The sequence below is a fragment of the Streptomyces liliiviolaceus genome, assembly GCF_018070025.1.
In the GTDB taxonomy this organism is placed as follows: Bacteria; Actinomycetota; Actinomycetes; order Streptomycetales; family Streptomycetaceae; genus Streptomyces; species Streptomyces liliiviolaceus.
Map to the genome: position 1 here is coordinate 7537252 of NZ_JAGPYQ010000001.1, position 19816 is coordinate 7557067.

Annotated in this window: 18 protein-coding genes; 10 read left to right on the forward strand and 8 right to left on the reverse strand. The window is 71.4% G+C overall.

Annotated elements, in window-relative coordinates:
* Positions 1–254 precede the first annotated feature (254 nt).
* From J8N05_RS32105 to J8N05_RS32140, 8 genes are all read left to right on the forward strand, one after another.
* Complete coding sequence (locus J8N05_RS32105) at positions 255–1097, forward strand: PaaX family transcriptional regulator (protein WP_210889001.1); 843 nt, start codon at positions 255–257, stop codon at positions 1095–1097.
* Positions 1098–1180: 83 nt separating this feature from the next.
* Positions 1181–2098, forward strand: a complete 918-nt coding sequence (locus tag J8N05_RS32110) for a sulfotransferase family protein (RefSeq protein ID WP_210889002.1) — start codon at positions 1181–1183, stop codon at positions 2096–2098.
* Positions 2095–2505 carry a hypothetical protein gene (locus J8N05_RS32115; protein WP_210889003.1) on the forward strand — a complete coding sequence of 137 codons (411 nt, stop codon included), beginning with the start codon at positions 2095–2097 and terminating at the stop codon, positions 2503–2505. Before J8N05_RS32110 ends, J8N05_RS32115 begins: the two co-directional genes overlap by 4 nt.
* Positions 2502–3767, forward strand: a complete 1266-nt coding sequence (locus J8N05_RS32120) for a glycosyltransferase family 4 protein (protein WP_210889004.1) — start codon at positions 2502–2504, stop codon at positions 3765–3767. The genes J8N05_RS32115 and J8N05_RS32120 overlap by 4 nt, the downstream gene beginning before the upstream one ends.
* On the forward strand, positions 3764–4336 hold the full coding sequence (gene cysC / locus J8N05_RS32125) for an adenylyl-sulfate kinase (RefSeq protein ID WP_210889005.1): 573 nt from the start codon (positions 3764–3766) through the stop codon (positions 4334–4336). Before J8N05_RS32120 ends, cysC begins: the two co-directional genes overlap by 4 nt.
* Complete coding sequence (gene cysD, locus J8N05_RS32130; RefSeq protein WP_210889007.1) at positions 4333–5268, forward strand: sulfate adenylyltransferase subunit CysD; 936 nt, start codon at positions 4333–4335, stop codon at positions 5266–5268. Before cysC ends, cysD begins: the two co-directional genes overlap by 4 nt.
* A gap of 2 nt (positions 5269–5270) precedes the next feature.
* Entirely contained in the window at positions 5271–6506 is a 1236-nt protein-coding gene (locus tag J8N05_RS32135) for a sulfate adenylyltransferase subunit 1 (protein ID WP_210889009.1), read from the forward strand.
* Between the two features lie 258 nt (positions 6507–6764).
* Positions 6765–7217 (forward strand): ATP-binding protein, encoded by a 453-nt coding sequence (locus J8N05_RS32140; RefSeq protein WP_210889011.1) that lies wholly within the window; start codon positions 6765–6767, stop codon positions 7215–7217.
* Between the two features lie 54 nt (positions 7218–7271).
* Here the strand turns inward: J8N05_RS32140 and argF are convergent, their stop codons facing one another.
* On the reverse strand, positions 7272–8279 hold the full coding sequence (gene argF, locus J8N05_RS32145) for an ornithine carbamoyltransferase (RefSeq protein WP_210889013.1): 1008 nt from the start codon (positions 8277–8279) through the stop codon (positions 7272–7274).
* Between the two features lie 103 nt (positions 8280–8382).
* Complete coding sequence (locus J8N05_RS32150) at positions 8383–9609, reverse strand: arginine deiminase (RefSeq protein ID WP_210889015.1); 1227 nt, start codon at positions 9607–9609, stop codon at positions 8383–8385.
* Positions 9610–9796: 187 nt separating this feature from the next.
* On the opposite strand from J8N05_RS32150, the gene J8N05_RS32155 reads away from it, so the two are divergent.
* Together J8N05_RS32155 and J8N05_RS32160 are read left to right on the forward strand one after the other, a co-directional pair.
* Positions 9797–10933 (forward strand): SPFH domain-containing protein, encoded by a 1137-nt coding sequence (locus tag J8N05_RS32155; RefSeq protein ID WP_210889017.1) that lies wholly within the window; start codon positions 9797–9799, stop codon positions 10931–10933.
* Complete coding sequence (locus tag J8N05_RS32160) at positions 10930–11865, forward strand: ferredoxin reductase domain-containing protein (RefSeq protein ID WP_210889019.1); 936 nt, start codon at positions 10930–10932, stop codon at positions 11863–11865. The genes J8N05_RS32155 and J8N05_RS32160 overlap by 4 nt, the downstream gene beginning before the upstream one ends.
* Positions 11866–12073: 208 nt before the next feature.
* Here J8N05_RS32160 and J8N05_RS32165 read toward each other — a convergent pair whose 3' ends face one another.
* The 6 genes from J8N05_RS32165 to J8N05_RS32190 all read right to left on the reverse strand — a co-directional run bounded on the left by J8N05_RS32165 (position 12074) and on the right by J8N05_RS32190 (position 19705).
* Positions 12074–14662 carry a polynucleotide kinase-phosphatase gene (locus tag J8N05_RS32165; protein WP_210889021.1) on the reverse strand — a complete coding sequence of 863 codons (2589 nt, stop codon included), beginning with the start codon at positions 14660–14662 and terminating at the stop codon, positions 12074–12076.
* A complete protein-coding gene (locus J8N05_RS32170) occupies positions 14659–16173 on the reverse strand; it encodes a 3' terminal RNA ribose 2'-O-methyltransferase Hen1 (RefSeq protein ID WP_210889023.1) in 1515 nt (504 codons plus the stop codon). The genes J8N05_RS32165 and J8N05_RS32170 overlap by 4 nt, the downstream gene beginning before the upstream one ends.
* Before the next feature lie 182 nt (positions 16174–16355).
* Positions 16356–17276 carry an LLM class F420-dependent oxidoreductase gene (locus J8N05_RS32175; protein ID WP_210889025.1) on the reverse strand — a complete coding sequence of 307 codons (921 nt, stop codon included), beginning with the start codon at positions 17274–17276 and terminating at the stop codon, positions 16356–16358.
* Positions 17277–17437: 161 nt separating this feature from the next.
* On the reverse strand, positions 17438–17902 hold the full coding sequence (locus tag J8N05_RS32180; protein WP_210889028.1) for a DUF6099 family protein: 465 nt from the start codon (positions 17900–17902) through the stop codon (positions 17438–17440).
* Positions 17903–18158: 256 nt separating this feature from the next.
* A complete protein-coding gene (locus tag J8N05_RS32185; protein WP_210889031.1) occupies positions 18159–18485 on the reverse strand; it encodes a nucleotide pyrophosphohydrolase in 327 nt (108 codons plus the stop codon).
* Positions 18482–19705 carry an AAA family ATPase gene (locus tag J8N05_RS32190; RefSeq protein WP_247706594.1) on the reverse strand — a complete coding sequence of 408 codons (1224 nt, stop codon included), beginning with the start codon at positions 19703–19705 and terminating at the stop codon, positions 18482–18484. The genes J8N05_RS32185 and J8N05_RS32190 overlap by 4 nt, the downstream gene beginning before the upstream one ends.
* Positions 19706–19816 lie beyond the last annotated feature (111 nt).

Here is a 19816-nt window from a genome sequence, read left to right on the forward strand (position 1 = left end):
TCTCCCCGCCACTCCTCGTTCCCCTGTCGCGACCTGTTGACGGCCGTCACGAAGTCGATACGCTTCTGATGCGACACCGACAGGCCTCCGGACAGGTGGTGCCGCGCCACAGCGGCCGGCCCGGCACCGACGCACCACGCACTCCCGTCAGACCCGAGAACGTCAACCCGGTACGCGTGCAAGGCCGTTCCGTACGAACGGAAAGTGAGCCCCTGCCCCCGGATGGTGATCTCGCGTGACGGTGACGATCTAGAGTGATCAACGTGTCCGAGCAGCACGCCCCCCGGTCCCTCATCGTCACCTTCTACGGCGCGTACGGCCGCTTCACCCCAGGTCCCGTACCCGTCGCCGAGCTGATCCGGCTTCTCGCCGCGGCCGGCGTGGACGCGCCCTCCGTACGGTCGTCGGTGTCCAGACTCAAACGCCGGGGACTGCTCCTGCCGGCCCGCACGGAGACCGGCGCGGCCGGGTACCTCCTGTCGCCGGGCGCGCGGCAACTCCTCGACGACGGCGACCGCCGGGTCTACGCGGCCTCACCGCCCGAGGACGACACCTGGGTCCTCGCCGTGTTCTCCGTGCCGGAGTCCGAACGGCAGAAACGTCACGTACTGCGCTCACGCCTGGCCGGTCTCGGCTTCGGGACGGCCGCCCCCGGCGTGTGGATCGCCCCGGCCCGCCTCTACGAGGAGACCCGTCACACGCTGGAACGGCTGCGGCTGGACGCGTACGTGGACCTGTTCCGCGGCGCACACCTCGGGTACGCGCCGACGGCCGAGGCGGTCGCGCGCTGGTGGGACCTCGCCGGGATCGCCAAGCAGCACGAGGCGTTCCTCGACCGGCACGCGCGCGTGCTGCACGACTGGGAGGACAGGGCCGACACCCCCGCCGAGGAGGCGTACCGCGACTATCTGCTCGCCCTCGACTCCTGGCGCCACCTCCCGTACGCCGACCCGGGGCTGCCCGCCTCGCTGCTGCCCCCGGAGTGGCCCGGTGCCCGCTCCGCCGCCGTCTTCCGGGCTCTGCACGAGCGGCTGCGGGACGCCGGGGCGGCCTTCGCGGGCGTGCCCGAGGGCCTCCCCGCCCCCCGGCCCATGTGACGTGAGACACAACCCCCGTCGCTAAGGCAACGCTCAGGTGACTCAATCCCTCTTCTCATAATCCTTACTTAACGTCGGGACGCATGAGTCTGATGGGCAATCTGAACCGGGCGCTCTCCGCCACCACCGGCCTTCAGGTGCGCCGGGCCACTCCCGCCGCACCGCAGCAGCCGACCAGGACCGGGGCGAAACCCGGCAAGCGGCCCACGCCGGTGTACCGATGTCCGGCCCCCGGGGATCTCGCCACGGACCGGCTGCTGCGGCGGCCGGTCTTCATCATGTCTCCCGTACGCTCCGGCTCGACGCTGCTGCGGATGCTCCTGAACGCGCACTCGCGGCTGCACTCCCCGCACGAGCTGCACATCCGCCGCCTGGAGGTCGACTTCGGCAGCAGGCTCTCGCAGCGCGCCATGAGCGCCCTCGACCTGGAGCGCGGCGACCTGGAGCATCTGCTCTGGGACCGGGTCATGCACCGGGAACTGGTCAGGTCGGGCAAGGACGTCCTGGTCGAGAAGACGCCCAGCAACGCGTTCGTCCACCGGCGCATCCGGGACTGCTGGCCCGACGCCCGCTTCGTCTTCCTGCTCCGCCACCCGGTGTCCATCGCCCGGTCCTGGCACGAGGGCGACCCCGACAAGCGGACCTTCGACGAGGCCGCGGCCGACGCCCTGCGCTACATGAAGGCCGTCGAGAACGCCCGGCAGGCCGCCAGCGGCCCCGCGGACGGTCAGCCCGCCGCCCACCACACCCTGCGTTACGAGGACCTGACCGCCGACGCCGAGCGCGAGATGCGCGACCTCTGCGCGTTCCTCGGCGTCGACTTCGAACCGTCGATGCTCGACTACGGCCGCCGCGACGACACCCAGGTGGTGAAGGGCCTCGGCGACTGGCGGGACAAGATCCGCACCGGCCAGGTGCAGAGCGGACGCGCGCTGCCCGCCGAGGACGAGATCCCGGAGCTGCTGCGGCCCATGTGCGAGGCCTGGGGATACAGCTCGTGAAGCCGCACGCCGAGATAGCGGAGGTGTGGCCGCGCGACGGGCGCGTACGGCTCGTCGGCCGCATCCACGGACGTCCCGCCGAGGGCGACTGGCGGCTGCTGCTCACCCGCCGCGGCCACTTCGACCGCCCGCTCGACTACCCCGCCACGGTGAAGGGCGACCGCTTCGAGGGCGAGCTGCCCATCGCGGACCTGGTGACGCCGGACCCCGCCGGGATCGAGGAGTGGGACATCCATCTCACCGACGGCGAGACCCGGTTGAGGGCGGGACGACAACTGGACGACATCCACGGCAAGAAGAAGATCATGGTCTTTCCCGAACAGCGCGTACGAGGTCTGCGCGTGCGCCCGTACTACACGGTGAAGGACAACCTCTCACTGGAGTGCCGTACGGGAGACGCCTCATGACGGACCATCAGCCGACCGCACCTCGGGGGGACACGACCGGACGGCCGAAGGTCCGCTATCTCCTGCTGCACGCCTACGGCCGCGGCGGCACCATCCGTACGGTGATGAACCAGGCCAACTCCCTGGTGCAGGCGGGCTGGGAGGTCGAGCTGGTGAGCGCGCTGCGCCGCCGGGACGACATCCAGTTCCCGCTCGACCCGCGCGTGCGCGTCAGCACGGTCGTCGACCTGCGCGAGAGCGCCCACTCCCCCGGCCGGGGTGTGGGCGGACGCTGGCGGGACTGGCGGCGCGGGCGGCTGACCGAGCGGCCCGCGCGGCACATCCCGCCGGGCGAGTTCGGCTACCGGTACTTCAACCGGTACGTGGAGCAGCGGCTGATCGCGTACCTCTCCTCGCTGCGCGACGGCATCCTCGTGACCACCCGGCCCGCGCTCAACTTCCTCGCCGCGGAGCACGCGACGGGCGGTGTGGTGCGGGTGGCGCAGGAACACATGAACCACGGCACGCACAAGCGCGATGTGCAGCTACGCATCCGGGAGACCTACTCGCGCTTCGACGCGGTCGCCGTCCTGACGGAACGGGACCGCGAGGAGTACGAGCACCTGCTGCCCGGCACCCGGGTGGTGCGCATCCCCAACGCCGTGCACTCCCTCGACCAGGTTCCCTCGGACCAGCGGTCGAAGATCGCGGTGGCGGCCGGCCGGCTGTTCCCGCAGAAGGGCTTCGACCTGCTGATACCGGCGTGGGCGCGGCTCGTCGAGGCGTACCCCGACTGGCAGTTGAGGATCTACGGCAGCGGTGAGAAGAAGGCCGAGCTGCGGGCGCTCATCGAGGAGCACCACCTCTACAACCATGTGCTGCTGATGGGCCACACGGACCGGCTGGACGACGAACTCGCCAAGGCCGCCTTCTACGTGCTCAGTTCACGCTTCGAGGGACTGCCGATGGTGATGATCGAGGCGATGAGCCACTCGCTGCCGGTGGTGGCCTTCGACTGTCCGACCGGACCCTCGGACGTCCTCACCCACGGCGTCGACGGTCTGCTGGTACCGCCCGAGGACCCCGACGCGCTCGCCGCGTCCATGGCCAAGCTGATGGGCGACCGGGCGCTGCGCGCCGACATGGGCGTCGCGGCCGTGCTGACGGCGGCGTCGTACGGCCCGGACGCGGTGCACCCGCGCTGGGAGGCCCTCTTCAGCGAACTCGACCTTCCCGAACAACGGCACCGCAGCGCGGACGCCGCGAAAGGACACCACGCATGACCACCACGGCAAGGGGCCGCCAGAAGCCCCCTACCGCTCAGGGAGCCACGGTCTGGCTCACCGGGCTGCCGAGCGCGGGCAAGACGACGATCGCCCGCTTCCTCGCCGGCCGGCTGCGCGCCGAGGGTCATCGCGTGGAGGTCCTCGACGGTGACGAGATCCGCCGCTTCCTCTCCGCGGGGCTCGGCTTCTCCCGCGAGGACCGCAACACCAACGTGCAGCGCATCGGCCTGGTCGCCGAGGTGCTGGCCCGCAACGGCGTCCTCGCCGTCGTCCCCGTCATCGCCCCGTACGCCGACAGCCGCGAGGCGGTGCGCAAGCGCCACGAGGCGAGCGGGACGCCCTACATCGAGGTGCATGTCGCCACACCGGTCGAGGTGTGCAGCGAACGGGACGTGAAGGGCCTGTACGCGCGTCAGGCGGCCGGCCGCCTGACCGGGCTCACCGGCGTGGACGACCCGTACGAGCCCCCGCTCGACCCGGCGCTCGCACTGGACACGCGGTCGCAGACACCCGAGCAGTCGGCGGACGCGGTGCACGCGGTGCTGGCGGCGAGGGGGTTGGTGTGAGTCCCTCGACGACGGCTGCCTGGGCGCCCGTACGCCCCTACGCGCTCTCGCATCTGGACGCGCTGGAGTCCGAGGCGGTGCACATCTTCCGTGAGGTGGCGGGCGAGTTCGAGCGGCCGGTGGTGCTGTTCTCCGGCGGCAAGGACTCCATCGTCATGCTGCACCTGGCGCTGAAGGCGTTCGCGCCCGCCGCGGTGCCCTTCTCGCTCCTCCATGTGGACACAGGACACAACTTTCCGGAAGTCCTTGAGTACCGGGACCGTGTGGTGGCCGCACATGGGCTGCGGCTCCATGTGGCCTCCGTACAGGAGTACATCGACAGCGGTGTGTTGAGAGAACGCCCGGACGGGACCCGTAACCCGCTCCAGACCCTGCCGCTGACCGAGAAGATCCAGGCAGAACGCTTCGACGCCGTGTTCGGGGGCGGACGCCGGGACGAGGAGAAGGCCCGCGCCAAGGAACGCGTCTTCTCCCTGCGCGACGAGTTCTCCCAGTGGGACCCCCGCCGCCAGCGCCCCGAACTGTGGAACCTCTACAACGGCCGCCACGCCCCCGGCGAACACGTCCGCGTCTTCCCGCTGTCCAACTGGACCGAGCTCGACGTGTGGCAGTACATCGCCCGCGAGGGCATCGAACTGCCCGAGATCTACTTCGCGCACGAACGGAACGTCTTCCAGCGCGCCGGCATGTGGCTCACCGCCGGCGACTGGGGCGGCCCCAAGGACGGCGAGACCGTCGAGACACGCCTCGTGCGCTACCGCACGGTCGGCGACATGTCCTGCACCGGCGCCGTCGACTCCGACGCCACCACGCTGGAAGCCGTGATCACCGAGATCGCCGCCTCCCGGCTCACCGAGCGGGGCGCCACCCGCGCCGACGACAAGATGTCCGAGGCCGCGATGGAAGACCGCAAGCGCGAAGGGTACTTCTAGCCATGACCAGCACCACCACGGTCGACACCCTGCGTTTCGCGACCGCGGGTTCCGTCGACGACGGCAAGTCCACCCTCGTGGGCCGCCTCCTCCACGACTCCAAGTCGGTCCTCACCGACCAGCTCGAAGCCGTCGAACACGCCTCCCGCAACCGCGGCCAGGACACCCCCGACCTCGCCCTGCTCACCGACGGCCTGCGCGCCGAACGCGAACAGGGCATCACCATCGACGTCGCCTACCGCTACTTCGCCACCGCCAAAAGACGGTTCATCCTCGCCGACACCCCCGGCCATGTGCAGTACACCCGCAACATGGTCACCGGAGCGTCCACCGCCGAACTGACGATCGTCCTCGTCGACGCGCGCAACGGCGTCGTCGAGCAGACCCGCCGCCACGCGGCCATCGCCGCCCTGCTGCGCGTCCCGCACATCGTGCTCGCCGTCAACAAGATGGACCTCGTCGGGTACGAGGCGAAGGAGTTCGACCGGATCGTCGAGGACTTCGCGGGCCACGCCGCCGAGCTGGACCTGCCGGGCTTCACCCCGATCCCCGTATCGGCGCTGGCAGGCGACAACGTGGTGGACCGTTCCGCGCACATGGACTGGTACGAGGGCCCCGCGCTGCTGGAGCACCTGGAATCCGTCCCGGTCGGCGCCGACCCGATGGGCGCGCCCGCCCGGTTCCCCGTCCAGTACGTGATCCGGCACGGCGAGGCCCGTCACTACGCGGGCCAGCTGGCCTCCGGCTCGCTGCGCGTCGGCGACCGCGTGACCGTCCACCCCTCCGGCGGGACGTCCACGATCGAGGGCATCGACGTACTCGGCGAGGAGACGCGGGAGGCGTACGCGCCGCAGTCACTGGCCCTGCGCCTCACCGACCACCTCGACGTCTCCCGCGGCGACATGATCACCAGCGGGGCGGCGGCGCCCGCGCTCACCCGGGACGTCCGGGCCGCCGTCTGCCATCTGGCCGAGCGTCCGCTGCGGGTCGGCGACCGGGTGCTGGTCAGACACACGACCCGCACGGTGAAGGCCGTCGTGAAGAACCTGGCCGCGCAAGAGGGCGGGCTGCACGCGAACGACCTGGGCCGGATCACCCTGCGCACCGCCGAGCCGCTCGCGCTCGACGACTACGCCGACAGCCGCCGTACCGGCGCGTTCATCCTGATCGACCCGGTGGACGGGGCGACGCTGACGGCGGGCATGGTCGATCTGAGCGAGGCGACCGCCACGATCTGACCGCGGGACCACCGTACGAGGCGTACCAGGCCGGGCACCAGCGACAAGGTGCCCGGCCTTCCGCTGTCGTGACACGCCCGGTCACCGAGTCACGGCTCGTCGATAGCTCCGTAACGGCGGGAGCGGTCCCGGGAGGCGAACCGTTCCTCTGGGTAGACAGCCCGGAACCGGGCCGAACGTCCCGAAAAAAGCCCACCGAGCGCCTCTGTCGGGATGCGACGTACCATTCCTAAAGTTGAAAGCAGGACATCCTGCTCCATGAACGGATCCGCCTTGCACGAGCCCCCCGCCCCAGCCTCCTGGCGCATCGCCCTGCCGCACACCGTCGCGGCGGTGCCGGTCGCCCGCGCACTGGTCCGTACCGCGCTGGCGGAGATCGAGCTGTCCGCCGACTGCGACACCGCGGAGCTGCTCACCGCGGAGCTGGTGGCCAACGCCGTGGAGCACACCAGGGGCGACGGGCCCATAGAGCTGGTCGTGGAGCTGCTGCCCACCGGATGCCAGGTCGAGGTGCACGACCGGGACCCGTCCCCGCCGGGCGACCTCACGATCCCGGATCAGTCGTGCGAGCCCGATCCCTGGCAGGAGCACGGTCGCGGGCTGCTGCTGATCCGCACCCTCAGCTCGTCGTGCGGCCACCGCCCGACCGAGTCCGGCAAGGCGGTGTGGTTCCGGCTGCCGGTGGTCCCCCACCAGCGAAGGTCCGCCTGAAAAAGCTCGCGCCACGACTCATGCCACAGCTCACGCCACGACTCAGGAAACGGCTCAGGACAGCGTCGCCACCAGGACCGCCTTGATCGTGTGCAGCCGGTTCTCCGCCTCGTCGAAGACGACCGAATGGGCCGACTCGAAGACCTCGTCGGTGACCTCCAGGCAGTCGAGTCCGTGCCGCTCGTGGATCTCCCGGCCGACCTTGGTGCCCAGGTCGTGGAAGGCGGGCAGGCAGTGCAGGAACTTGACGTCCGCGTTGCCGGTGGCCCGCAGGACGTCCATCGTCACGGCGTACGGGCCGAGGTCGGCGATGCGCTCGTCCCAGACCTCCTTGGGCTCCCCCATCGACACCCACACGTCCGTGGCGACGAAGTCGGCGCCCAGGACCCCCTCGCCGACCTCCTCGGTGAGCGTGATCCGGGCCCCGCTGGCCACGGCCAGCTCGCGCGCCTGCGCCACGACCTCCTCTGCGGGCCAGTAGGACTTCGGCGCGACGATCCGTACGTCCATGCCGAGCAGCGCGCCGGTTACCAGGTAGGAGTTGCCCATGTTCATACGGGCGTCGCCGAGGTAGGCGAAGGCGATCTCGTTCAGCGGCCGGTCGCAGTGCTCGACCATCGTGAGCACGTCGGCGAGCATCTGCGTCGGGTGCCAGGCGTCGGTCAGTCCGTTGTAGACGGGCACCCCGGCATGGGCCGCCAGTTCCTCGACGCCCTCCTGGCTGTCGCCCCGGTACTCGATCGCGTGGAACATCCGGCCGAGCACCCGCGCGGTGTCCTTCACGGACTCCTTGTGCCCTATCTGCGAACCGGACGGGTCGAGGTACGTGGTCGACGCGCCCTGGTCCGCGGCGGCGACCTCGAAGGCGCAGCGCGTGCGCGTCGACGTCTTCTCGAAGATCAGCGCGATGTTCCGGCCCCGAAGCCGCTGGGTCTCCGTCCCCGCCTTCTTCGCCGCCTTCAGCTCGGCGGCGAGCTCGATCAGGCCGCGGAACTCGTCCTGCGTGAAGTCCAGCTCCTTCAGGAAGTGGCGGCCGGCGAGGGCGTACGGGACTGTCGCCATGGGGGCGCTCCAGGGTTACGTAAACAGGGACTCTTGGAATTCTATACGATGCTCCACATTTCTATACGGACCCCTGCTCCTGCCCGGTTCCCGTCCGGGCCGCTCAGCCCACGCCGTCCCGCTGCACCGGGCAGCTCATACAGCGCGGGCCGCCCCGCCCCCGCCCCAGTTCACTGCCGGGGATCTCGATCACCTCGATGCCCTGTTTGCGCAGATGGGTGTTGGTGGTCTGGTTGCGCTCGTACGCGACGACGACGCCCGGTTCGACCGCGAGGACGTTGCAGCCGTCGTCCCACTGCTCGCGTTCGGCGGCGTGGACGTCCTGGGTGGCGGTCAGGACGCGGATCCGGCTCAGTCCGAGCGCGGCGGCGATCGCGCGGTGCATGTGCTCCGGCGGATGGTCGGTGACCTTGAGTTCCTTGTCGCCGACGCCCGGCTCGATGGTGTACGAGCGGAGCATGCCGAGCCCGGCGTACTGGGTGAAGGTGTCGCCGTCGACCATCGTCATGACCGTGTCGAGGTGCATGAGGGCCCGCTTCTTGGGCATGTCGAGCGCCACGATGGACTGCGCCGAACCGGTGGCGAAGAGCTTGTGGGCGAGCATCTCCACGGCCTGGGGTGTCGTCCGCTCGCTCATGCCGATGAGCACGGCGCCGTTGCCGATGACGAGGACGTCGCCGCCCTCGATGGTGGACGGATAGTCGGCCTGCCCCTCGGACCACACGTGGAAGGGCTCCGCGCGGAACAGCGGATGGTGCCGGTAGATCGCCTCGAAGTGCACGGTCTCGCGTCTGCGGGCGGGCCAGCGCATGGCGTTGATGGAGACGCCGTCGTAGATCCAGGCGGAGGTGTCGCGGGTGAAGAGGTGGTTGGGCAGCGGTCCGAGGAGGAAGTCGTCGAGGTCCATGACGTGGAAGCGCACGGAGGTCGGTTCGGGGTGCGCGTCGAGGAACTCCCGCTTGGTCATACCGCCGACGAGCGCCTCGGCCAGCTCGCCCGCCGGCAGCCCCTCGAAGGCGGCCCGCAGATGGTCGGTGGCGAGCGGCCCGTACTCCTTCTCGTCGAAGACCCTGTCCAGGACGAGCGACCGGGCCTCCGGGATGGCCATGGCCTCGGTCAGCAGGTCGCCGAAGAGGTGGACGGTGACGCCGCGGTCGCGCAGGACGTCCGCGAACCCGTCGTGCTCCGCGCGCGCCCTGCGCACCCACAGCACGTCGTCGAAGAGCAGGGCGTCCTTGTTGCTGGGGGTGAGCCTTTTGAGCTCCAGATCCGGCCGGTGGAGGATGACGCGGCGCAGCCGCCCGGCTTCGGAGTCGACATGGAATCCCATGACTCCATCCTGACCACCGCGGGGCCGCTTGACCCACCGGTCGGCACTTTCTTCGCCCAAGCGTTCCCCCGGACACCCCCGCACCCCTCCCCCCTCCCCCCGTCACCTTTAATAGTCCTCTTGACTATTAATAGAGGAACTGGTTATCGTCGGCCGGACGACAAACGAGGGGGAACGAGGGAATCCGATGGCCGACATCACCAGGCGCCTGGGCTGGCGCCACCTGCGCGGCGCTCCGACCGCGCACATCCGGCACCACCGCGGCGCGGAACTGCTGCACGACGGCCCCGGACTCAGCTTCTGGTACCGCGCGCTGAGCGCCGCGCTGTCCGAGGTGCCGGTGGACGACCGCGAGCTGGCGATGACCTTCCACGCCCGTACGTCCGACTTCCAGGACATCGCGGTGCAGGCGACCGTCACCTACCGGGTCAGCGACCCGGCGCTCGCCGCCGCCCGCCTGGACTTCTCCATCGACCCCGACACCGGGGTGTGGCGAGGCGCGCCGCTGGAGCAGCTGGGCACCCTGCTGACCGAGTCGGCCCAGCAGCACGCCCTGGACGTACTGGCCCGTACGACCCTGGCGTCGGCGCTGGTCGACGGCGTGGCGTCGGTACGGGAACGGGTCGCGGCCGGGCTGGGGGCGGAGCCGCGGCTGCCCGCGACCGGCATCGAGGTGGTCGCCGTGCGCGTGGTGGCGCTTCGCCCGGAGCCGGAGGTGGAGCGGGCCCTGCGCACCCCGGCCCGCGAACAGATCCAGCAGGAGGCGGACCGCGCCACCTACGAGCGGCGGGCCGTGGCCGTCGAGCGGGAGCGGGCGATCGCCGAGAACGAACTGGCCAGCCAGATCGAACTCGCTCGCCGCGAGGAGCAGTTGGTCGAGCAGCGCGGGACGAACACGCGCCGCGAGGCGGAGGAGCACGCGGCGGCGGACGCGGTACGCGCCGAGGCCGAGGCGGCCCGGACGGTGAAGCTGGCCGGGGCGGAGGCCGAACGGTCCGTGCAGCTGGCGGACGCCGAGGCCAGGCGGACCGAGCGGCTGGCCAAGGCGGAGGCCGAGCGGACGGTACGGCTCGCGGACGCCGAGGCGGCCCGTTCCGTGCGGCTCGCGCGGGCGGAGGCGGAGGCGGCGCGCGAGGTCGGGGAGGCGCGGGCGCAGGCCCAGGCCGCCTGGCTGCGGGTGCACGCGGACGTCGACGTCAGCACGCTGCACGCGCTGACCGGGACGCGGCTCGCGGAGAACCTGCCGAACATCGACAGTGTCACCGTCTCGCCGGACGTACTGACCGGCCTGCTGGCCAAACTGGGCGTACGGGACGGCACATGAGCCTCGCCCCGCGGATCGTCCTGGTCCACCGCACCACGGAGTACGAGGAGTTGGTGGCCCACCACGGCACGCACGGGCAGGCCGCCTTCTTCCTCTCCTCCCGCGGCCGGGACATCGAGGAGGTCGCGGAACGCCACCGCCGCACGCGGCGCGCGCTGTCCGAGGTGACCGCGGCGATCCCCCTGACCTGGCGTCAGAGCCGGGTCGAACGGGCCGACCTGGACCGCTTCCTGTTCGCCCCGGAGGACGTGGTGGTCGTGGTCGGCCAGGACGGCCTGGTGGCGAACGCGGCCAAATACCTCAGCGGGCAGCCGGTGGTGGGCATCGACGCGGACCCCGGCCGCAACGCGGGCGTCCTGGTGCGCCACAGCCCGGCGGACGCGGCCCGTCTGCTCCCCGCGGCGCTCGCCGCCGGGACGGGGAGGGAGGAACTCACCATGGTGGAGGCGGTCGCCGACGACACCCAGCGGCTGCTCGCGCTGAACGAGATCTACCTGGGCGCGGCGGGCCACCAGACGGCCCGGTACCGCTTGAGCGTCGAAGGGTCCGTGTCCGCCAGGGCGGGCGAAGGCGCCGCGGAGCCCCGGACCCCCTCCGAGGCGCAGGCCTCCTCCGGGGTGCTGGTGGGCACGGGTACGGGGGCGACGGGGTGGATCAGATCGGTGTGGCAGGAGAGGGGCAACCCCCTGCCGCTCCCCCGTCCCACGGAGGACCGCCTGGTGTGGTGCGTCCGCGAGGCCTGGCCGTCCCCGGCGACGGGCACCTCCCAGGTGGCGGGCCAGCTGTCCTCCACGTCCCACCTGACCCTCACGGCCGAGTCCGAACGGTTGATCGCGTTCGGGGACGGGATGGAGGGGGACGCGTTGGAACTCACGTGGGGGCAGTCGGTGCGGGTGGGGGTCTGCGGGCGCCGGCTGGGGTTGGTGGGGTGAGGGCCTTCCTCGCCCCCGCCGCCCCTACCCTTCCCGTCACTGCATGGGGGCTGCGCCCCCTCGCCCCCTGATCGCGCTGCGCGCTCGTCCTCAAACGCCGGACGGGCTGGATTTCCAGCCCCTCCGGCGTTTGAGGAGCGGGGGTTCGGGGGCAGCGCCCCCGAGACAGGGACGGGAACGGGTAGGGGCGGCGGGGGCGAGGAAACCCCTACAACCGAGGATCCACCGGCTCCGACTCCAGCGCCAGCACCCCGAACACCGCCTCATGCACCCGCCACAGCGGTTCACCCCCGGCAAGCCGGTCCAGCGCCTCCAACCCCAGCGCGTACTCCCGCAACGCGAGCGACCGCTTGTGGTCGAGGGAGCGCCCGCGCAGCCGGTCGAGGTTCTCGGGTCGGGTGTACTCCGGCCCGTAGATGATCCGCAGATACTCCCGCCCCCGGCACTTGATGCCCGGCTGGACCAGCCGCCCCTTGGTCGTGCGGGCCACCGCCCGGACCGGCTTGACCACCATGCCCTCGCCGCCGCGACCGGTCATCTCCAGCCACCAGTCGATCCCGGCCTGTACCGACGCCGGGTCGTCCGTGTCGACGAACAGGCGCCGGGTGGTGCTCAGCAGCCCGGACGGGTCGGCGGTCACGAGCCGGTCGATCAGGGCCAGCTGCTCGTCGTGCGGGACGGCGGCCAGGCTCCGCCCCTGGGCGGCGAGGATCTGGAAGGGGGCGAGCCGCACTCCTTCCAGACCGGACGTGGGCCAGCAGTAGCGCCGGTACGCGTCGGTGAAGGCAGCCGCGTCGACGGCCCGTTCCCGCTGCTTGGTGAGCAGGTCCCCCACCTCGACGCCCCGTGCCGCCGCCTTCTCCAGCGCGGCCACCGCGCCCGGGAACACCGCCCCGGCCGCGGCGCCCACGGCGGCGTACTGCGAGCGCAGCAGCCCGGAGGCCTTGAGCGACCAGGGCAGCAGCTCGGCGTCGAGCAGCAGCCAGTCCGTCTCCAGTTCCTCCCAGAGACCGGCCTCCGTGGCGGCGTCCCGCACCCGGCCGAGGATCTCCTCGGTGAGGGAGGCACCCGCGCCCGGACCACCGGAACCACCGGTCGGCACCGGGAAGAAGGGGCGGCCCGTACGGGTGTACAGCGCGCCCGTGACCCCGGTCGTCGCCCCGAACCGTGCGCGCGCGGTCTCCGCGTCACGGCACACCAGCGCCACCGCCCGCGACCCCATGTGCTTCTCCTCGCACACGACCCGCGCGACCCCGTCGGCCCGGTACTGCGCGAAGGCCTCGGCCGGGTGCTCCAGATAACCGTCCGCACGGGAGGTCGCGGTGGGCGCCATCGTCGGCGGCAGGTACGGCATCAGGCGGGGGTCCACGGCGAAGCGGCTCATGACCTCCAGGGCCGCGGCGGCGTTCTCCTCGCGTACGGAGACGCGGCCCGCGTGCCGGGTCTCGACGACGCGGCGGCCGTGCACGTCCGCGAGGTCGAGCGGCCGTCCCTCGTGGCCGCCCGGCGCCTCGGAGGCCAGCGGCCTGACCGGCTCGTACCAGACCTTCTCGGCCGGTACGTCGACGAGTTCGCGCTCCGGCCAGCGCAGTGCGGTGAGTTTGCCGCCGAACACGGCTCCGGTGTCCAGGCAGATGGTGTTGTTGAGCCAGGTGGCCTCCGGCACGGGGGTGTGGCCGTAGACGACCGCCGCCCGGCCCCGGTAGTCCTCGGCCCACGGATAGCGCACCGGCAGCCCGAACTCGTCGGTCTCGCCGGTGGTCTCGCCGTACAGCGCGTGCGAGCGCACCCGGCCCGAGGTGCGGCCGTGGTACTTCTCGGGCAGCCCGGCGTGGCAGACGACGAGGCCGCCGCCGTCGAGGACGTAGTGGCTGACCAGCCCGTCCACGAACTCCCGTACCTGCTGCTTGAATTCGTCGCTCTCGTTCTCCATCTGCGCGATGGTCTCGGCGAGGCCGTGGGTGGGCTGGACCTTGCGGCCCTTTAGGTGACGGCCGTACTTGTTCTCGTGGTTGCCCGGTACGCACAGGGCGTTGCCGGAGCCGACCATGGACATCACCCGGCGCAGGACGCCCGGGGAGTCGGGGCCGCGGTCGACGAGGTCGCCGACGAACACGGCCGTACGCCCCTCGGGGTGCACGCCGTCCGCGTAGCCCAACTTCACCAGCAGCGACTCCAGTTCGGCAGCGCAGCCGTGGATGTCGCCGATGATGTCGAAGGGGCCGGTGAGGTGGGTCAGGTCGTTGTACCGCTTCTCGGTACGGACCTCCGCGGTCCCGACCTCCTCCACACCCCGCAGGACGTGCACCTTCCTGAAGCCCTCGCGCTCCAACTGCTTGAGCGAGCGCCGCAGTTCGCGGATGTGCCGCTGGACGACGCGGCGCGGCATCCCGGCGCGGTCGGTGCGCGCGGCGTTGCGCTCGGCGCACACCTCCTCGGGCACGTCCAGCACGATGGCGATGGGCAGCACGTCGTACTTCCTGGCCAGCTCGATCAGCTGTCTGCGGCTGTCCGGCTGCACGCTGGTCGCGTCCACGACGGTGCGCCGGCCCGCCGCGAGGCGCTTGCCCGCGATGTAGTTGAGGACGTCGAAGGCGTCCTTGCTGGCGCTCTGGTCGTTCTCGTCGTCGGCGACGAGGCCCCGGCAGAAGTCCGACGAGATCACCTCGGTCGGCTTGAAGTGCCGCCGGGCGAAGGTGGACTTGCCGGAGCCGGACGCGCCGATCAGCACGACGAGGGAGAGGTCGGTGACGGGCAGCGTACGCACCCTGGTCTCGTTGGTCTCGTTGTCACTCATGCGGCCTTCTCCTCCTTCGTGTTCTGTGCGCGCAGTGCGAAGACCGCCATCTGGGTCGGCGGGCCCACCTCGGGGTCGTCGGGGCCGACGGGTACGAACTCCACCCCGTAACCGTGCCGTTCGGCCACCTCGCCCGCCCACGTCCTGAACTCGGCGCGCGTCCACTCGAAGCGGTGGTCGCCGTGCCGGACGTGGCCGGCCGGGAGGGTGTCCCAGCGGACGTTGTACTCGACGTTCGGTGTCGTCACGATCACCGTCCTGGGGCGCGCGGAGCCGAACACCGCGTACTCCAGGGCGGGCAGCCGCGGCAGGTCGAGGTGTTCGACGACCTCGCTGAGCACCGCCGCGTCGTACCCCTTGAGCCGCTTGTCGGTGTAGGCGAGCGAGCCCTGGACGAGCGTGACGCGGTCGGACTGCCGCTCCCCCATCCGGTCCAGGCCGAGCCGCCGGGCGGCGACGGTGAGCGCCCGCATCGACACGTCGACCCCGACGATCTCGGTGTACCGCGTGTCCTTGAGCAGCTCCTGCACCAACTGGCCCTGTCCGCAGCCGAGATCGAGCACCCGGGCGGCACCGGTCGCCCGCAGCGCGGCGACGATCGCCTCCCGCCGCCGGACGGCCAGCGGTACGGGCGCCTCCTCGGTGCCCGCCCCGATGACCGCCACGGTGCCGGGCTCGGCGCCCGGCTCGGTGTCCGCCCGCTCGTCGACGGCGTTGTCGATCTCCTCGACCGCGCTGTCGTCCGTCTCGGCGAGCCGTACGAGTTCCAGCCGCTCCATGGCCTGCCGGGTGAGCGTCGAACGGCGCGCCAGATAGCGGCTGGTGATCAGCTCCTGCTCCGGGTGGCCCGACAGCCAGCCCTCCCCGGCCCGCAGCAGCTTGTCCACCTCGTCGGAGGAGACCCAGTAGTGCTTGGCGTCGTCGAGCACCGGCAGCAGGACGTACAGGTGCCGCAACGCGTCGGAGAGCCGCTGCTCCCCTTCGAGTACGAGGCTGACGTACCGCGAGTCGCCCCACTCGGGGAACTCCGTGTCCAGCGCCACCGGTTCCGCGCTCACCGCCCACCCGAGCGGCTCGAACAGCGCGCGTACGAGAGCGGCGCCGCCGCCGGCCGGCAGTGCGGGCACCTCGATGCGCAGGGGCAGCGGGCGCGCGGGCAGCTCCGGCCGCGCCCGGCAGGCGCCCTTCATCGCACTGGAGAACACACTGCTCAGCGCCACGGCGAGGAGTGAGGAAGCGGCGTACGGGCGGTCGTTGACGTACTGCGCGAGAGCCGCGTCCGGTGCTCCGCCACGGCCCTTGCCCCGGCCGCGGCGGACCAGAGCCACCGCGTCCAGTTCCAGGAGCAGCGCCGCCGTGCAGCGCTCCGCGCTCGCCTCGGGGTAGAAGACGTGGGCCTTGCCGTAGGAGGTGGAGAACGCCTGCGCGTTGTCAGGATGCTTGTGCAGGAGATGGCCGAGGTCGGTCGCGGGGCGCTCCGGGGCGCCGGTGGTACTGATCGCAAGGAACACTGATCTGCCTCGAAACATCATCTGAACTGCGGAAACCTGCCGTTTCCGCACGCCCGCCCAACGTACAGCGAACACTTCCGACGCACGCAGGCATTTTCGAGGGCGCGAGGCCGTCGGCACGGCCCCGCGCCCCTGCGGGGCACCCGTCGCTCAGACGTTCAGAAGCTCGGACGCTCAGAGACTCACAGCTGGGACTGGACCTGGGAGGAGATGAGGTCCAGGTGGTCCAGGTCGTCGAGGTCGAGGATCTGGAGGTAGACCCGCTGGGAGCCGATCTCCGCGAAACGGCCGATCCTGTCGACGACCTCGGCCGGGGAGCCCGCCAGGCCGTTGGCCTTCAGCTCCTCCACCTCACGGCCGATCGCCGCCGCCCGGCGGGCCACCTCGGCGTCGTCCTTGCCCACACAGGCGACGAGCGCGTTCGAGTAGACCAGGTCGGAGCCCTTGCGGCCGGCCTGCTCGGCGGCGGCCCGCACCCGGCCGAACTGGCGCTCGCTGTCCTCGACGGACGCGAACGGCATGTTGAACTCGTCGGCGTACCGGCCCGCGAGGCGCGGCGTACGGGACGCGCCGTGGCCGCCGATGAGCACCGGCACCTTGGACTGCGCGGGCTTGGGCAGCGCGGGCGAGTCGGTGAGCTGGTAGTGGGTGCCGTCGTAGGAGAAGGTCTCGCCCGGCTTGGTCTCCCACAGCCCGGTGACGATCGCCAGCTGCTCCTCCAGGCGGGCGAACTTCTCCTTCGGGAAGGGGATGCCGTACGCCTTGTGCTCCTCCTCGAACCAGCCCGCGCCGAGGCCCAGTTCGACCCGGCCGCCGGACATCTGGTCGACCTGTGCGACCTGGATCGCCAGGACGCCGGGCAGGCGGAAGGTGCCGGCCGTCATCAGGGTGCCGAGCCGGATCCGCTTGGTCTCGCGGGCGAGTCCGGCGAGGGTGATCCAGGCGTCCGTCGGCCCGGGAAGCCCGTCCACGGACCCCATGCGCAAGTAATGATCCGAGCGGAAGAAGGCATCGAAGCCGAGGTCTTCGGTGGCCTTCGCCACGGCGAGCAGGGTGTCGTAGGTCGCCCCTTGCTGGGGCTCGGTGAAGATTCGAAGATCCATGCCTCCATCCTGCACGGTCGTACGCCGGTCGGCGCCATCGGTACCGCCGGTCGCCCGCGTCCCCGGTCGGGTGAAATCCGTCAACCGTGTGCGCGGGGGTGGTCTCGGGGCCGGCCCCCGAACCCCCGGTCCTCACACGCCGGACGGGCTGGAAGATCCGCTCACTGCCCCGCTGCCGCCCCCTGATCCCGCACGGCCAGCCGCCGCAGCATCTCAAGGACCCGGTCCCGAGACTCGTCCGCCGCGTCGATCGCCTCCATGCACTGCCAGTACGTCCCCTCGTCCGCAGCCGCGCAGGCTATCCCCACCAGCGCGATCCCCACCTCCCCCAGCAACCCCCCGAGTTCGAGAAGCGCCCCCCGCGCATCCCCGAGCTCCGTCAGCTGCGCCGCCCGTAAGAGGCTGACATCGAGCGCGGGAGCTCCCAGCACCCCGCACCCCCGACCGGCCAGCTCCGTCAACCCCAGGGCCTCCCCTCTCAGTTCGGGAGGTCCGGACACCGCCAGCCGACTGCCTATCGCCTGGGCGAGGGCCTGGGCCTGCCAGGCCTCGGCCATGGTCTCGGAGGCGTCGCCGCTCCTCATCAGGGCACACCTGCTCGCACCGATGAGCCGCACCGCATCCATCCGCTGTCCCCGTCTGTCCCGACGCGCTGTGCACGCGCCTGCCCGAACTCCGCCTGCCACTACCCAGAGTGAGCTGCCTCGGGACGAAAAGCCAGAGGAAGTCTGAAATCTGCGGACACGGAATCGAATATGAACAGATCAACAACTCCGGAGAGTGACAATCGGAATTGTTGGTCCGTTTTTCCGTCCACAGCACGGGAGTTGGCGCAGTTGGTGACAGTTGGTGGCAGTAGGCAGCGAGCCCGGCCGGCGTGTGTCACTCCGCCACCGGGAACCTCCCCTCGTTGCGGTCGATCTTCGCGTCCAGCGCCGCGAGCAGATCGACTCCGAGGACCTCGCACAGCTGGAGCAGGTACGCGAGCACGTCCGCGACTTCGTCCCGTACACGCGGCGCTCTCTTCGGGTCGTCCATCACCCGGGCCGACTCCTCAGGCGTCAACCACTGGAAGATCTCGACGAGTTCGGACGCCTCCACGCTGAGCGCGGCGACGAGGTTCTTGGGCGTGTGGTAGGGCTCCCAGTTCCGCGCCGCGGCGAACGCGGCCAGTCGGCGCTGCAGGGTCGCCACATCAAGTTCGGTCACGGTGCAAGGTCTACCACCGTCACCCCGCCCGTTCCCGCCGCCCAGGACGCGTCGCTCACGGCCCCCACCAGCCGGATGTGTCCTCGTTCGCACATCCGGGCCGCCAGCCGTACGAGCCCTTCCCGTTGCCGGGCGTCCAGATCGCGGTCGAACCCGTCGACGAGCACGGTGAGCGTCTGCAGCGCCGCGGGTACCTCGCCCGCCGGGTCGACCTCCAGGACACCGGGCCCGGTGAGCAGCACCAGGGCCAGCGCGAGGTAGCGCAGTTCGCCGTTCCCCAGGCGGCCGAGCGGTGTACGCAGCCCGTCACCCCGGTCGAGGAGCGCCCGGACCGTGCCGCCCGCACCCGTCCCGTCGGCCCCGGGCTCGGCCAGTACGTCGTGGACCGGTCCCGCGCATCCCGCCCGTACCGCGTCGACCAGCAGTCCGTGCCGCCGCCCGCACTCGGAGCGCGTGCGCCACAGCACTTCGGCGAGGTTGTCGCAGCCGCGCAGCAGCCGTCCCGTGCCGAGCGGCACATCGGTGCGCATGGCGCGGGGCTGCGGGTCGCACACGAAGACCGACCGCAGCGCGACCACCATCTGCTGGGCGGCGGCGAGGACTTGGCGCTGGCCGTCCGTCCTGCCCGCGACCCGCAGCGGCAGGAGCGCGGTGCCGAGCCGGTCGTCGGGGAGCGGCGCCCTCGTCACGAGGGACGAGCCCGCGGTGTGCCAGGCCGCCTGCACCGCCCGGCGCGCCGGATCCCGCAGGGCCGTCTCCAGCAGGGTGCGCCCTCCGGCGGTCAACCGCTCGCCCACGATGCGGAGTCGGGGTTCGGCCTGTACCGCCACATCGAGTCGTACGGGGCCCTCGGGGCCGTCCGCCGTGCACCCGATACGGAACCCGCGGCGCCGTTGGGCGTCGGGCCGGGCCCGCTCCGGCACGCAGTCGGCCGGTTCCGGGAACACCTCACCGAGTTCGGCACCGCCACCGAGCCGCGCCAGTGCCTCGTACGCCCTCAGGGCGGTGGACTTCCCACTCCCGCTGGGCCCGCACAACAAACTGAGAGGCCCGAGCGGGAAGCTGGCCCCGCGGTGCACGCCGAACGCGGACAGCCGGAGCTCGGTGACGCACGGCCGGTCGGACCGGGACCGCGTCCCAGTGCTCCCCAGCCCCCTCAGGGGCGCGGGGAACTGCGCGGTCTTCTCACCTTGGCGGGGGACGCGGGGAGGCACGGTCATATCCGGACCGTAGGACTCCGCCCAGAGGCGGAACCGTTTCGTCCGCGGACCTTCCTACGATCGGGGTACCCGGTCACGGAAGTTGCCGGGAACGCCAACGCCGTGAACGCC

Bases quoted from the DNA above. Each gene is read 5' to 3' on its own strand.
- J8N05_RS32110 (WP_210889002.1), top strand. From the start codon at position 1,181: ATGAGTCTGATGGGCAATCTGAACCGGGCGCTCTCCGCCACCACCGGC.
- J8N05_RS32120 (WP_210889004.1), top strand. From the start codon at position 2,502: ATGACGGACCATCAGCCGACCGCACCTCGGGGGGACACGACCGGACGG.
- cysC (WP_210889005.1), top strand. From the start codon at position 3,764: ATGACCACCACGGCAAGGGGCCGCCAGAAGCCCCCTACCGCTCAGGGA.
- J8N05_RS32135 (WP_210889009.1), top strand. From the start codon at position 5,271: ATGACCAGCACCACCACGGTCGACACCCTGCGTTTCGCGACCGCGGGT.
- J8N05_RS32140 (WP_210889011.1), top strand. From the start codon at position 6,765: ATGAACGGATCCGCCTTGCACGAGCCCCCCGCCCCAGCCTCCTGGCGC.
- argF (WP_210889013.1), bottom strand. From the start codon at position 8,279: ATGGCGACAGTCCCGTACGCCCTCGCCGGCCGCCACTTCCTGAAGGAG.
- J8N05_RS32150 (WP_210889015.1), bottom strand. From the start codon at position 9,609: ATGGGATTCCATGTCGACTCCGAAGCCGGGCGGCTGCGCCGCGTCATC.
- J8N05_RS32155 (WP_210889017.1), top strand. From the start codon at position 9,797: ATGGCCGACATCACCAGGCGCCTGGGCTGGCGCCACCTGCGCGGCGCT.
- J8N05_RS32160 (WP_210889019.1), top strand. From the start codon at position 10,930: ATGAGCCTCGCCCCGCGGATCGTCCTGGTCCACCGCACCACGGAGTAC.
- J8N05_RS32165 (WP_210889021.1), bottom strand. From the start codon at position 14,662: ATGAGTGACAACGAGACCAACGAGACCAGGGTGCGTACGCTGCCCGTC.
- J8N05_RS32175 (WP_210889025.1), bottom strand. From the start codon at position 17,276: ATGGATCTTCGAATCTTCACCGAGCCCCAGCAAGGGGCGACCTACGAC.
- J8N05_RS32180 (WP_210889028.1), bottom strand. From the start codon at position 17,902: ATGGATGCGGTGCGGCTCATCGGTGCGAGCAGGTGTGCCCTGATGAGG.
- J8N05_RS32190 (WP_247706594.1), bottom strand. From the start codon at position 19,705: ATGACCGTGCCTCCCCGCGTCCCCCGCCAAGGTGAGAAGACCGCGCAG.